The following is a 14098-nucleotide window of genomic DNA, read 5'->3' as shown; positions in this document are numbered from 1 at the left end:
TATGAAGCTGAAAGCATTCCCTTTTTATATGCAGCCGGACGGGAAGGATTGTGGTCCTACCTGTATAAAGATCATCAGTAAGCATTACGGCAGACTGACGGATATTGAAACGATCCGGTCACTGGCGGAAACCACGCGGGAAGGAAGCTCCCTGCTGGGACTGTCCGCCGCCGCAGAGGGATTGGGTTTTAAGTCGCTCGCCGTGAAGATTGATTTCCTGACCCTGGTGGAAGATGCGCCTTTGCCCTGTATCTGTCATTGGGGGCAGCAGCATTTCGTTGTGGTGTATAAGTTGAAGAAAACCGGCGGACAAACCACCGTGTATGTCTCCGATCCGGCTTATGGATTGCTGACCTATACTCAGCAGGAATTTATCGATGGCTGGATAGGACGCGGTAAAAACGAAAAGGATGAAGAAGGCATTGCGCTGATGCTGGAGCCCGGCCCCGCATTTAATGAAGCAGAAGCCGCTGCACCGCGTAGCAGGAAAGATTTCTCTTTCCTGTTTACTTATTTCTTCCGGTACAAAAAACTGATCGCCCAGCTGGCCATTGGTCTTCTGGCAGGTAGCCTGTTGTCGCTGATCTTTCCTTTTCTTACACAGAGTATTGTAGATATCGGCATTCAGAATCACGACCTGAACTTTATTTACCTGGTGCTACTGGCACAGGTGATGCTGTTTGTAGGAAGAATGGGCATAGAAATAGTCCGCAGCTGGATCCTGCTGCACCTCTCCAGCCGGATCAATATTTCCATTGTGTCCGACTTCTTTATCAAACTGATGAAGCTCCCTATCAGCTATTTTGATACACGCATGACCGGCGACATCATGCAACGCATCAATGACCACCAGCGGATAGAACAACTATTGACCAACTCTTCTCTCAATACGCTGTTCTCCGTGGTAAACCTGGTTATTTTCAGCGTAGTACTGTTGCTGTATGATTATCGCCTGTTCCTGATTTACCTGTTGGGTGCCGCATTATCAGTAGGATGGATTTCCTTCTTTCTGAAAAAGAGAAAGGAGCTGGACTATAAACGTTTTTCACAGGTGTCGCAGGAGCAGAGCAAGGTAATTGAACTGGTAAACGGGATGCAGGAAATAAAGATGCACAATGCCGAGAAACAGATGCGCTGGGGCTGGGAGTTTATGCAGGTGAAATTGTTTAAGATCCATATCAAGGCATTATCGCTCGAACAATGGCAGTCGGTGGGTTCCAATTTCATTAACCAGACGAAAGACATTTTTGTCAGTTTCCTTGCCGCTAAACTGGTACTCGATGGCAATCTTACGTTGGGCATGATGCTGGCCGTACAGTATATCATCGGGCAATTGAATGGTCCGTTGCTACAGCTGATGGATTTTGTTAAGCAGCTGCAGGATGCAAAAATATCACTGGAAAGACTCGGAGAGATCCACGATAAAGATGATGAAGAACGCGCCAGTATGCAGTCGGTAACAGACGTTCCGGAGGAAGATATCCTGCTGAACAATGTATCGTTCCGGTATGTAGGAGCAGGTACACCGGTGTTTGAGCAGCTGAGCCTGCGCATTCCGCATCGTAAAACCACCGCCATCGTAGGCGCCAGTGGTAGTGGTAAAACTACATTACTGAAACTGCTGATGAAATTTTATGATCCTGTAGAGGGAGAGATTAAAATCGGGAATACACAGCTGCAGCACATATCAGCGCGGTACTGGCGGGATCAGTGTGGCGTGGTGATGCAGGAGGGGTATGTGTTCAATGATACCATTGCCAAAAATATCGCGGTAGGAATAGACGATATTAATCGCCAGCAACTCCGAAAAGCAGTAGATGTAGCCTGTATCAAAGACTTTGTAGAAAGTTTGCCTTTAAGCTACAATTCAAAGATCGGCAATGAGGGGATTGGGATCAGCGGCGGACAGAAACAGCGGCTTTTCATTGCCAGGGCGGTGTATAAAGCACCGGAGTATATCTTTTTTGATGAGGCTACCAGCGCTTTGGATGCCAATACGGAAAAGGCGATCATGGGTAACCTCGAACAATTCCTAAAAGGAAAAACGGCGGTGATCATTGCTCACCGGTTATCTACTGTAAAAAACGCAGACAAGATCATTGTACTGGATAAAGGAAAAGTAGTAGAGGAAGGTACGCATGATGAACTGGTATCGCTCCGCAGGGAATATTACAGGCTCGTTAAAAATCAACTTGAACTTGGAAACTAAAAAGGAAATACTCGACACTATTCAGCTGCATTCGGAAGGAGTGCAGGATATCCTGACGCAGCCACCAAACTGGATGGTGCGCTGGGGGAATACGATCATATTTCTCATCCTGCTCCTTATCCTGGGCATGAGTTACGTGATCAGGTACCCGGAGTTTGTGCCATCTACTGTGATCATATCTTCCAGTAATCCGCCGGAGAAGCTGGAAGCGAGGATCAATACCAAGGTAGAAGAAATACTGGTGGAAGACCATCAGGCGGTTGCCAAAAATCAATTGCTGATGGTGTTGCAATCTACAGCCGACTACCACGATGTGATCCGGTTGCGGCGTCTGGTGGACTCCGTGGACAACGGCGGCCTGACGCATTTCCCGCTGGGCGAAGTCGCCGCCTTTAAACTCGGCGATATTCAGGCCGATTACAATGCCTTTGCCAAGGCGCTGACAGACGAGCAGCTGTATGCGCGTTTGCAGCCGTATTCGCCGGATTATGCGGCGGCAGACAGGAGCCTTGCGGAGTCACGCAGCAGGATCCGTACCCTGCAACAGCAGAAAAGCCTGGAACAGACGAAGTATGAGTTGTCAAAAAGAGAGTTCGACCGGTACCAGGAACTGTTTAAAGAAAGAGTGGTGTCCGCCGCAGAAATGAGCCAGGAACGTATCAAATTTTTGCAGGCAGGGCAGAACCTGGAGAACATCAATCTTACTATTTCGCAGTTGCAGGAAAGCATCCTGAGTATTGAAAAAACCAGGAGTGGCGTAACCATCAACGCAGAGAAAGATAAGATCAATCTGAGCGCGCAGACCGGGCAGCTTTTTGAACAGTTAAGAAAGTCGCTCAACGCCTGGGAACAGAACTATCTCCTGACATCGGCTGTAGCGGGTGTGGTGAGCTTCCAGCAATTCCTCGGGAAGAACCAGTTTGTAAAGTCGGGAGATATATTACTGTCGGTGATGCCGGATGATAAGAACATGCTCATAGGTCGCTTACTGGTGCCCACCACCAATTCCGGCAAAGTGAAAGAAGGCCAGAAAGTACTGGTGAAGCTGGACAACTATCCTTACCAGGAATTCGGTATGGTGGAAGGACGGATAAAGAATATTGCCAATGCACCGGATAAAGACGGCAATTACTATGTGAATGTGATACTCCCTAAAGGCCTGCAAACTTCCTTTCACAGAACCCTTCCGTTCGACAGAGAGTTAAAAGGCAATGCAGAAGTAGTGACACAGGACCTGCGATTGATAGAAAGGGTATTTTACCAGCTGAGAAAGCTGTTGCGCTTTGATGCAGCCGTATAATATTGCCGTAGTGCTTTTATAAATCAAACACAGGTAACCGATAGATAAGCCCTCTCTTACAGGTAGCGCTTATAGGGCGCTCAGATGGCGGGGACATAGGGCTTGGATAGGGCTTACCTGACAATTGCCTATACATTTGTCATGTATTTTTATTGGTTACCAGCCGGTTGCAAATAACTTTCTGGCTCCTTTTATCCCGCATTTTTGATATTGGTGATAGGCCTGCGCTACCTGCTCATAAATCACCGCTGGTTTTTCCTGTTTTACCCAGCCATTAATCAGTGGAACCAGGGTATACGCCTCCGGCGACATGAGGTGGGTGGTCCAGATCAGGGGATAGGCCCCTGTTTGACGGATGGCTTCCGCAAAGTAAGGTTTGCTGGCGCAGGCGAAAATAGCAATGTCTCTGCGTTGCTGATCTGCTTTCCGGGGAGTGGAAGCCGGTGTGAAATCCATTAACCCGTTATGGCCTATAAATACAATTAGTCCCGCATTGCCGCCCACTCGTATGGTATCCTTATCTACCGGGATAGTTTCTTGCTGTAACCCCGCAGCATACTGCATAAAGGTGGCGATGGTTTCTTTCATTTTAGCGCCATCATACGCATCTGCAACAAGATAAACGGATGTGCTTTTGTGTCTGAAAATGAGGCGCTCGTAGATATTATTTTGCGGATGGGGAATCTGTTTGATGAATTGCCACTCCGGCTGTTTTTTGAGAAACGTTTTTACACCGTATCCGCAGCCCCAGTAGAGGTTATTCGCCGGGTCCTGTCCATTGCCGATCCTGGCAGGTACTTTTACGATGCCCTGGTATTTGTTGTCGCAAAGCGCTACCAGTACATGTATAGAAGGCGATTGGGCGTATCCTTTGATGGTGGAAAACAGGATACCTGAAAGTAGGAGTAGGAGGCGCATGTGGAACTTTGGGTATAAGACGCAGCAAATGTGTAATTCCATAAGGAGGATTATCTTTGTAAAACTTTCTTTGAAAGATCAGGAAACTTTGCAGGCTTTATCATATCCAAAACATGCAGACAATATTAGGCGCAAATGGTCAGATTGCCCGGGAACTGGCTCTGGAACTGAAACGTAACTACACCGCAGATATCAGGCTGGTGAGCCGGCATCCGGAGAAGGTAAACGAAACGGATACACTTTTTCCCGCAGATCTCATGGATGCGGCATTGACCGCAAAAGCGGTGGAAGGCAGTGATATTGTCTATCTCACCGTAGGACTCCCTATGGATACAGCGCGCTGGGTAGCGCAATTTCCCATTATCATGCGCAATGTCATCAACGCCTGCAAGCAACATCGTGCAAAGCTGGTGTTCTTTGACAATACCTATATGTATCCGCAGGATGATAATCCGTTAACGGAATCATCCCCCTTCCGCCCGGTGGGAAAGAAGGGGCAGGTGAGAGGCGCCATGGCGGAGATGCTGCTGGCAGAGATAGCGGCTAATTCCATAGATGCCGTTATATGCCGCGCACCGGAATTTTACGGGCCGGGAAACACGCAAAGCATTACGAATTCATTGATCTTTGATAATATCGCCAGGGGGAAAACGCTTAAAGTATTATTACGGGACGATACTTTAAGAACATTGATCTGGACACCGGATGCCAGCAGGGCTACTGCCCTGATCGGCAATACACCAGATGCTTTCAATCAGACCTGGCATCTGCCCTGTGATGATAACCGGCTTACTTACCGGCAGTTTATTGCGGAGGCTTCCCGTATTTATGGGAGAGAACTGAAATACAACATTGAGAAGAAGTGGATGCTGCAACTGGGCGCACTTTTTAATAAGAGGCTAAAGGAACTACAGGAGCTGCTTCCCCGGTATGCGCATAATAATATATTTGATTCTTCCGGATTCAAACAGCGTTTTCCCGGCTTTAAGGTAACCACTTACCAGCAAGGTATGGCGATCATTAAAGCGGAACAGGTACAAAAAACAGCAGCAAGCCGGTAAGGACTTGCTGCTGTTTTTTTATGTATATGCAATAGCTGCTTATCCTTTGGGCAGCGTATTTACATCATCATTACTGATCTTTTTCTTATCCTTCTGTTCAAACATTTTACCAAACTCCCAATTGAAGGTAAGTTTAGCGGCCTGTGAAAAGTAGCGGTTGTTCACGCTGGATGCAAAGCTGCTGGTATTCATCACTTCAATTTGTCCGATAGAACTGTTGAAAGGATTGATAGCGGCGAGGGTTACCATCATCCGGTTAGCAGGGAATGCTTTTTTCACGGCGGCGCTATAGTAGTACCTGGAGGTTTTATATCCCTGCAGGGTGATAGAGCGGGAAGTTACCTCGCCAAATAGTTGTACCGAAAAATCTGCCGGTAGTTTATAGGTGGTATTCACGTTTACATCTGCTCCCCAGCCGTTGTTTACCGTCAGCAGCGGGCCGCTGTTGTAGCGCAGGTAATTGATGTTCTGGTTGCTGTTCACGCTCCATTCCGGTGTTACTTTAAACGAGATACTGATATTCGTTCCAAACTGGCGGTTGCCTGCCAGGTTCTGTTTGGAAGTAGTAGAAATACCCTGCTGATCTGTGGTCGTGAAATCGATGATGCCATCCTGTGTTTGTTTGAAGAACAGGGAGGTATTGATGAACAGGCCATTGCTGTGGTTAAGACTGTAAGTCAGTTCACCCTGGTGTACCAGCTCCGGTTGTAATTGCGGGTTGCCGGTAACGATGTTCCGTGGATCGCTGGCATTCGCATTGGGATTGAGGTCCCAGATATATGGCCGGGTGATACGTTTGGTATAACTGAGTGTGAGCGTCTGATCTTTGGGCAGCTTCCGGGTAATGGTAGCTGTTGGCACAAAGTTGAAGAAGTTGTTCTCAAAGCGGGTGCCCGCTGTTCTGAAGTGACCATTCAGCCAGGTGCCTTCCCCTCTGGCGCCGGCTTCCACGTACCAGGCCTCCGACAGGTTCATCTTGAGCAAAGTATAGCCGGCCATCACGTTCTGTTGATATACGAATATATCCGAACGATCTGGCTGTGGCAGGGTATTTTCCGGCTGTGCATCTTCGCTGGCCCATACGTTATAGGTATTGTTGGCGCTTCTCAGAATGGATTTCAGACCGCTTTCCAGCAGGTATTTGCCATTTGCATCGAGCGGATGGTTATAATCTGCCTGGAAGGTCCATTCCTGGTTGGCGGTATGGCTTTTATTCAGTTCCCTGTAGCGTAGTTTCTGGCCACTGCCAAACTGGTCGGTGGTATAGGAGGAACGATCTGTGGAAGGGGAGAACTGTGCCAGCAGTGTGAGTTCCTGGCCGCTTTTTTTGAACTTCGTAGTGTAACCAAGACTGAAATCAGCTCCTTTGAACTTTGCTGTAGTATTTACGGACTGGTTGTATTTGTCGGTCACCGTGCCATCCGGAGATAGCAGGGTGCTGGTTTGATCCGTGTTTTCCGGCCAGTTGCCCAGCCAGGCATTGACGCCGAAGCTGAATTCGTTGCGCTGGTTGGGTGTATAGCCGATGTTCAGTTCTGCGGAACTATGCGGCATCACGTTATCTTTCAGTGTATACTGCTGCAGTTTGAGTTGTGGTTGTCCATCTTTCAGAGACGTTCTTTCCAGTGAGTTACTGGATTTGCTGCGCAGGCGGTGCAGGTGTCCGTGAAAGCTCATATTCCATTTATCACGCGCCATGGAAATGCGGGGATTAAATGCCTGTTCCCAGTTGCTGGCGGTTACTTCGAGTGCGCCGCTCAGGTTTTGTTTGCCTTGTTTCGTAATGATATTGATAACGCCTGCGGCGCCTTCTGCATCGTATTTGGCGGATGGGTTGGTGATAATTTCCACGGAGCGGATAATATCGGCCGGCATCATATTCAGGGCGTCTGCCGGGCTTCGTGCGATCTGCCCGGAGTATTTACCATTGATCAGTATTTTGAGGCTGCCGCTGCCCCGCATTGTTACATTACCTTGTGGGTCTACGTTCAGGGCGGGTGCTTTCCGGAGTACGTCTGCCGCAGTGCCGCCTTTATTGCTGATATCGTTTTCCGCATTGTACACCAGCATACCCGGCTTTTGTTCTATCAGTTGTTTGCGGGATACAATATCTACTGCTTTCAGCTGGCTGGTGCTGGCCGGCAACTGTATACCGGTGAAATGGTGGCTGCGTTTCTCTGTCGTTAGCACGAAAGGAAAAGGGGTAGTATTAAAACCTACGGAAGAGATGACGAGTACATAACTGCCGGTTTCCGCAATTTTTATCTGGAAGGTTCCATCTTCGCCGGAGTAAGCTGCGCCCGCCTGTGTACCGTCTTCTTTGAGTATGCCCAGCGTGGCGTAAGGTACGGGTTTACCTCCCTCGTCCTTTACGGTACCGGTAACGGCATTTTTTCCTGATGGCTGTTGCTGGGCTAACAGGAAGAGAGGAAATATCAAAAGGATCGTCAGTATGATCGGGTATACGCGTCGTAAGTTCAGCATGGCCAGTCGGAATAAGGTAAAAGCGCAAGTTGCCCCGAAAAGCCGGTATGTTGTTTTCGAAAACGGGAAAAAGATTTATGGAATTGGAAATTTCTAGTGATGTTGATCAGATAGCAGTCATAACATAATCGGATCTTCTTTACTTCAACAGGTCGATCAGTTCCGTATCCTGTTCATCCAGGAAACCAAACGGCGGGGTGCCATCTATATTGGGAGTAGATTTATCGGCGCCGGCTGCCAGTAATAACTTTACGCATGCTACCTGGTGATGCCTGTTTTCAGCGCCTCCGTATTTATATCCATGTACGGCCCACAGGAGGGGAGTGCCTTTAAATGTATCACATCGTTGATGGATGTCTGCTTTTTCATGGATGAGTTTTTCCACCAGTTGATCTCTCCCTGTCCAGGCGGCCCAATGTAAGGCTGTTCCGCCATGGCATCCCGCATGAGCGATGTCTGCGCCGTTTTCAATATACAGCAGGCCCACCTGTTCTGCGTGTAAGCTGGCGGCAGCAGTAAGGGGTGTGTCCTGCTGATAGTTTAAGCCATCGCCATTTACATTGGCGCCATAGCGTAAGAAAATACGGGCCATTTCAACGCCTTCTTCATCTGCAAAACTATGTGCAAATACGCCATCGCAAATCCGGTGCAGGGGATGGGCTTTCGTGGGATTCTCTTCATCGAAGGGAATGCCTTCATTGGCTAATGCAGGGTTTTGGGAAAGGGCGTTTTTAATTCCCTCATAATCCTTATTCATGATCAGTGTTTTCATAACATGTTTTTGAAGTTACGGGTGCACAGATGTAAGGTATTCATTTTGAATATCGCTTTCCATTCAAAATTCCTTATTTTTAAAGTTACACATAAAAGAAAATGTATGAGCAGTTTTGAAGAATCAATAAAACCCTTTTTCTGGGTGGATCATGAAAAAAGCGTTTCTGTTTGTTTAAGCGTAGGCGACTATAAGAATGAAATTTTCGAAACCAGGTCCGACGACGGATTCGAGGGAAGTGGCTATGATTGGGGTTCCCTGGCCGCCGTATTTTTATCTGAGAAGATGCCGGAGCTGGAAGGCATCGTGAAATTTGACCCGGAAGGAAGTATGTTTTGTGCGTATTCCTCAGACAGTGAAGCGTTGAAACAATTTATCCTGGCATTTAAGCTGGCTTGTGAAGACGATGCCCAGATACAGGACCTGTTTTCAAGGGCGGAGCTGGATTAGGTATATCAAGATAAAAATAGGGGCTTCAAAACATCACTGTTTTGAAGCCTTTTATATTTTCGGTATTCAGGCGGTATACTGGTCTAAAATATTCATAGACGGCACAAAATAAAGAGTGCCGGTATGCGCGGTGCTGAAATCCAGTATCCGGTCGTAGTTGCCCGCCGGTACACCGATAAACATCCGTTCCAGCATTTTGTGCGTGGTGCTGAAAGTGCTGGCGTAGGCAATGAAATAAGTGCCCACTTCATTTTTACCGGGGTTGCCAAAGGGCATGTTATCCCTTACTATTTTCAGCTCATTGCCCAGTTCATCTTCCAGGGCGGCCAGGGCGCTGTGTGAATTATCTGGCTTTACATCGTCGGGCATTTCAATATCACTGGCTTTGTAGCGGCCAATTACTTTTTCCTGTTCTTCGGTGGAGAGCTTAGCCCAGTTGCCCATATGATGCAGGTATTTCTGCACAAAAAGATAACTGCCTCCCTTATACGCCGGATCTTCTTCCCCTACAATGGCGTAGTAGTCGCGGTCGTTGCCGATCGGATTTTCAGTACCATCCACAAAGCCAAGGATGGAGCGACCATCCCAATATCTAAAGCCATGCACTTCGTCCAGGCAATCGGCCACCGGGAGTAACACGTCTGCAATAGCGCTGATCATATCAAAGCAGATGGACATATGCGTGGAGCGCAAATGAAAGTGCAGATCGCCCGGCGTGGCCACAGCAGTATGTTTTGCACCTGCTACCGGTTCGAAGTTTTTCAGTTCTTTTGGAAGGGGCTGTGGTAAAGCTAATTTAATCCAGGCATCATAGCCTACTCCCATCACGCAACTGGCACGCCCGTCGGGCGTCCGGATGATAAAGGAATGATTGAGATTGGCTACCAGTCCGCACAGTCGTTCGAAAGCAGGTTTGATCGCTGCTCCTTCTTTAAACTTCCAGACGGTGAAAATAGTATTGTTGTTGGGGTAGTCGGTAACGTTCTGTGGGGATGGCGGCGTTGCTCTGCTCATGTTAAATAGCTTTTCGTACTTTCAAAAGTAGTGATTTCAGTTATATTCTTCCATGAATCAAAAACTAAGGGGTAGTTTTTGCATCTGCCAGGAAAAAAGCCGTTTTTTGTAAAATAATATTTCATAGCAAATGATCACGAGACAGCGCACTAATTGGTTGAGGATGTTATTTATCTGGAAAGGATCTGTGGTGAAAAAGATCGTTGTGCAGTTGCTGGTGATTACCGTGTTCTCCCTGGTCATCCTGTTCCTCAAAGGAAAAATATATGAGTACAAGGTGCCGCTTAATCCTACCATTTTTACCTTAATAGGCCTTGCACTGGCTATTTTCATGGGCTTTTGCAATACTGCCAGTTATGACCGTTATTGGGAAGGCCGGAAGTTATGGGGCTCCCTGGTGATTGAAACCCGGTCGTTGACAAGGCAGATCCTCACCCTGGTAAATGATAATTCCCCGGCATCCAAAGCAGAGAAAGAAAGTATTATCCGGATGATTGCCGCCTTCTGCTGGTCCCTGAATTTCCAGTTGAGAAACAAACCGGGTACAGAACATCTTTCCCGCTTACTAACAGCAGAACAGGTAGATCAGCTGAAAGGCAAGCGTTTTATTCCTGTTGCCATTTTAGGATTTATAGGAGAGTGGATCAGCGAACAGCACCAAAAGAAACACATTGATACCATCGTTTTAACCGCCCTGGATCATCAGCTCAACCTGTTATCCCAGGTGGTGGGCGGCTGCGAAAGGATTTCCAACACGCCGCTGCCTTTTGCATACAGCGTGTTGTTACATCGTACGGTTTACTTCTATTGCTTCTGTTTACCTTTTGGTTTGATTGACAGTTTAGGTTGGATGATGCCGGTTATCGTACTGTTAATCAGTTATACCTTTATCGCATTGGATGCTATCATCCAGGAAATAGCGGAGCCTTTTGGGGAAGAAGAAAACGACCTGCCGCTGAATAGCATTTGTAAAACCATTGAATACTCGATTTTTGAGCAGGCAGGTATTCCACAGGCGCCCTATCAGCCGGTGACTTCGTTTTTTATAGATTGATGCTCCTGCTTCTTTCTACTGCCCGCCTTTATCTTTCAGCCCCTGGTTTGTAGCGGTCTATTTCCACCAGTTGTAGTAATTATGATTTTCATCTAATTCAAATCCACATCTGGGGTATAGACGGTTACCAATGTCATTTGTTTTCTCTGTTTCCAATAATAAGCCACAGGCTTCAGTTTCATTGCAGTATTGTTTGCAGCGGTCAATCAGGGCAATGGAAAGCCCACGTCCCCGGTGTGCAGGGGCCACATATAAATCACTCAGTAGCCATTGGCGTTGGAGTGCTTTATAATGGAATAGGGAATATAACTGGGCAAAACCAGCTAACTGCCCATTGTCTCTGATCAGGAAGGTAACCGTTTCATTCCTGGTAATCCTTTCTTTTAAGAAGGCTTTTCCTCTTTCGACATCGGACAGCTGCCTGTAAAAAACGCGATATTGGTCGAACAATACGGCAAATTCATTTAAATGGTCCAGTGTGGCTACTTCGATCTGTTGCATATGGTCATGTGTTTTTATGAGGCACAAAGGTGTTATGTTTATGGATGACTATATTCATCCAGTTTGTAGAAATTTATAGGGCCAGATTTTTTTAATGCCCGCTGGTACTACCTCTAAATGAACTAATTTTGAGAATTGCTGTATCCAATACCTAAATAAAGCCAGGCAGATGTTAAGACCATGGAAGACCATTTTCAAAATGTCATTCAAACCGGGAGATACGCTGGTAGAACAGATTACTGACGGGATCAGGAATGAAATTATTAAAGGGAGATTGGAACGGGGAGCTGCTTTGCCCGGTAGTCGTATACTGGCCGCCGATATCGGTGTAAACAGGAAAACGGTTGTTTTTGCCTACGAAGCACTTATTGCGGAAGGCTGGCTGGAAAGCAAACACAAATCGGGCACTTTTGTATCGGAAAATTTGCCGGTGATAAAGAGAAGTGTCACACCGTTATTCAGACAAAAGACAAGCAATTTTGCCTTTAACCATTATGATCCTTTTTGCCTTACCGACCGGCCATTGGAAGCTAACCTGATTGTTTTTAATGAGGGGGCTCCCGATGCCAGGCTGGCGCCACTTAAAGAATTGTCGGCCGCCTACAAACGGGTATTCCATCGTCATGGTAAATGGAGACTACTGGGTTACGGCAGTGAAAGGGGAGATGTAAAACTCCGGGAAGAGGTAGCCATTATGCTTTCACGGGACAGAGGTGTTCATGCAAATGTGAATGACATTTGTATCACAAGAGGAAGTCAGATGGCGATTTATCTGGCTGCAAGGGTGCTTGTGCAGCCGGGAGATAAGGTGGTAGTAGAAAATCCCGGGTATTATGCGGCGCGAAAGCTGTTCCTGGAAGCCGGCGCACAATTGAGGGCCATTGATGTTGACTCCGATGGTATTGATGTGGACGCACTGGAAGCGTTGTGCCGAAAAACAAAAATTAAAGCCGTATATGTAACGCCTCATCATCAATTTCCTACAACGGTTTCCATGAAGGCTGGCCGAAGAATAAGATTACTCGAATTATCTCTTAAGTATAGTTTTGCCATTATTGAAGACGATTATGATCATGAATTTCATTTTGGCGCAGGCAACAACCTGGCGCTGGCGAGCAGCGAGATGGCCGCAAATGTGATCTATATCAGTTCGCTTAGCAAGTTGATTGCGCCGGCTATCAGGGTTGGCTATATTAAGGGGCCAGCCGCATTTATGCAATCGCTGGTCAATTTACGGGTGCAGATTGACCGGCAAGGGGATGCTATCCTCGAACATGCTATTGCAGAACTGATGGAAGACGGTACCATTGGACGACATGCCCGCAAAGCATCGGCAGTGTATAAAGAAAGAAGAGATGTGATGGAAAGTTGTTTGAAGGAACACTTTGGCGAAAGCGTCCGCTTTCGTAGTCCGGAAGGCGGACTCGCATGTTGGATACAATTTCAGAAGCGGGTAAATTTCACAAAGTACATCGCACAACTGAAGCAAAAGGGTATTCAGATCGTTCCACCCGGTAGTTTCTACCTGGACCAACACCCTGGTGATTTTATGCGGCTTGGATACGGCTCGTTAAATGAACAGGAACTAGCCGGGGGGATAAAGATCATGAGCAGTGTATATCATGGATATAAAACAAAATAATGTGCTGTTAAACCCGCTTCTTTCTACCTATAAACCGCACCACTGCACCTTCGCCTATATGGTATTTTCCTTCATTCAGCGTGACCTGGGTTTCTTCCAGTAGCAATATTTCGTAATTTTCAAAATCGGCCTGTATTTCCTCTCTCGAATACAACATGTCAATGTCTTTAGGTCCTCCGATCCGTGGATCGGCGCTATTAAAATGCAGGTGTTTTTTGCTGAACGCTTCCAGCAGGATAATGCCGCCGGCTTTCAGGCAGCTATCCAGTTTCCGGTGAAACAAGGATTTCTTTTCCGCATCAAAATGTGCATAGATAAGCCCGATGGCGTCGAACGTTTCTTTTTCGAAGCTGAGTTGTTCCAGGTCTCCTACAATATATTCCAGGGTAACCTGCTGCTCCCGGGCCAATTGTAGTGCCTTGGATTGCCCTTCTTTACTCAGGTCGAAGGAAGTCACGTTCCATCCCTGTGCAGCGGCAAACACGCCATTACGGCCTTCGCCGTCGGCGGCCATCAGGATGGTGCCCGGGCTAAATGAGGGCAGCCATTCTTTAAAGAAGAGATTGGGCATTTTGCCGTAGGCAAACTCCTGGTCGCTGTATCTTTCGTCCCATTTCTGGTTCATAAGGTGGTTGTTTTAGTGGATACAAAAATATCGCTTCCATACAGCCGGGTGATAGGACAAAGTTGTAG

General features: G+C 47.2%; 12 protein-coding genes. 6 read left to right on the top strand and 6 right to left on the bottom strand.

The features are described from left to right. The first annotated feature begins 1 nt into the window (after window position 1). Both BMW79_RS23435 and BMW79_RS23430 read left to right on the top strand, forming a co-directional pair. Window positions 2–2209, top strand: a complete 2208-nt coding sequence (locus BMW79_RS23435; protein ID WP_218150422.1) for a peptidase domain-containing ABC transporter — start codon at window positions 2–4, stop codon at window positions 2207–2209. Then, window positions 2199–3509 carry an HlyD family secretion protein gene (locus BMW79_RS23430; protein WP_089898642.1) on the top strand — a complete coding sequence of 437 codons (1311 nt, stop codon included), beginning with the start codon at window positions 2199–2201 and terminating at the stop codon, window positions 3507–3509. The genes BMW79_RS23435 and BMW79_RS23430 overlap by 11 nt, the downstream gene beginning before the upstream one ends. Window positions 3510–3665: 156 nt before the next feature. Here the strand turns inward: BMW79_RS23430 and BMW79_RS23425 are convergent, their stop codons facing one another. Next, the gene (locus BMW79_RS23425) at window positions 3666–4427 is read right to left on the bottom strand and encodes a hypothetical protein (RefSeq protein ID WP_089898640.1); all 762 of its coding nucleotides are present in this window, start codon (window positions 4425–4427) and stop codon (window positions 3666–3668) included. 113 nt (window positions 4428–4540) lie between these two features. Between BMW79_RS23425 and BMW79_RS23420 the strand changes: the two genes are divergently transcribed. Further along, window positions 4541–5488 (top strand): NAD-dependent epimerase/dehydratase family protein, encoded by a 948-nt coding sequence (locus tag BMW79_RS23420; protein WP_089898638.1) that lies wholly within the window; start codon window positions 4541–4543, stop codon window positions 5486–5488. A gap of 39 nt (window positions 5489–5527) precedes the next feature. Here the strand turns inward: BMW79_RS23420 and BMW79_RS23415 are convergent, their stop codons facing one another. After that, window positions 5528–7972: an outer membrane beta-barrel family protein gene (locus tag BMW79_RS23415; protein WP_089898636.1), complete on the bottom strand. Its 2445-nt coding sequence runs from the start codon at window positions 7970–7972 to the stop codon at window positions 5528–5530. 139 nt (window positions 7973–8111) lie between these two features. Further along, a complete protein-coding gene (locus tag BMW79_RS23410) occupies window positions 8112–8744 on the bottom strand; it encodes an ankyrin repeat domain-containing protein (RefSeq protein WP_089898633.1) in 633 nt (210 codons plus the stop codon). Between the two features lie 105 nt (window positions 8745–8849). On the opposite strand from BMW79_RS23410, the gene BMW79_RS23405 reads away from it, so the two are divergent. Then, window positions 8850–9194, top strand: coding sequence for an immunity 51 family protein (locus BMW79_RS23405; protein ID WP_089898631.1), 345 nt, complete (start codon window positions 8850–8852; stop codon window positions 9192–9194). 66 nt (window positions 9195–9260) lie between these two features. Here the strand turns inward: BMW79_RS23405 and BMW79_RS23400 are convergent, their stop codons facing one another. Further along, window positions 9261–10208 carry a Dyp-type peroxidase gene (locus BMW79_RS23400; RefSeq protein ID WP_089898629.1) on the bottom strand — a complete coding sequence of 316 codons (948 nt, stop codon included), beginning with the start codon at window positions 10206–10208 and terminating at the stop codon, window positions 9261–9263. A gap of 130 nt (window positions 10209–10338) precedes the next feature. On the opposite strand from BMW79_RS23400, the gene BMW79_RS23395 reads away from it, so the two are divergent. Further along, a complete protein-coding gene (locus tag BMW79_RS23395) occupies window positions 10339–11262 on the top strand; it encodes a bestrophin family protein (RefSeq protein WP_089898627.1) in 924 nt (307 codons plus the stop codon). A gap of 57 nt (window positions 11263–11319) precedes the next feature. Here BMW79_RS23395 and BMW79_RS23390 read toward each other — a convergent pair whose 3' ends face one another. Next, window positions 11320–11763, bottom strand: a complete 444-nt coding sequence (locus BMW79_RS23390) for a GNAT family N-acetyltransferase (protein WP_089898625.1) — start codon at window positions 11761–11763, stop codon at window positions 11320–11322. A 169-nt stretch (window positions 11764–11932) separates the two neighbouring features. Here BMW79_RS23390 and pdxR point away from each other — a divergent pair, with 169 nt between their 5' ends. Beyond that, window positions 11933–13405, top strand: a complete 1473-nt coding sequence (gene pdxR, locus BMW79_RS23385; RefSeq protein WP_089898623.1) for a MocR-like pyridoxine biosynthesis transcription factor PdxR — start codon at window positions 11933–11935, stop codon at window positions 13403–13405. 7 nt (window positions 13406–13412) lie between these two features. Here the strand turns inward: pdxR and BMW79_RS23380 are convergent, their stop codons facing one another. Further along, on the bottom strand, window positions 13413–14030 hold the full coding sequence (locus BMW79_RS23380) for a class I SAM-dependent methyltransferase (RefSeq protein WP_089898621.1): 618 nt from the start codon (window positions 14028–14030) through the stop codon (window positions 13413–13415). Window positions 14031–14098: the final 68 nt, after the last annotated feature.

The sequence above is a fragment of the Chitinophaga arvensicola genome, from assembly GCF_900110835.1.
GTDB lineage: Bacteria > Bacteroidota > Bacteroidia > Chitinophagales > Chitinophagaceae > Chitinophaga > Chitinophaga arvensicola.
The sequence above is the reverse complement of the archived record's forward strand: the minus strand, read 5'-3'. Positions and strand labels throughout refer to the sequence as shown.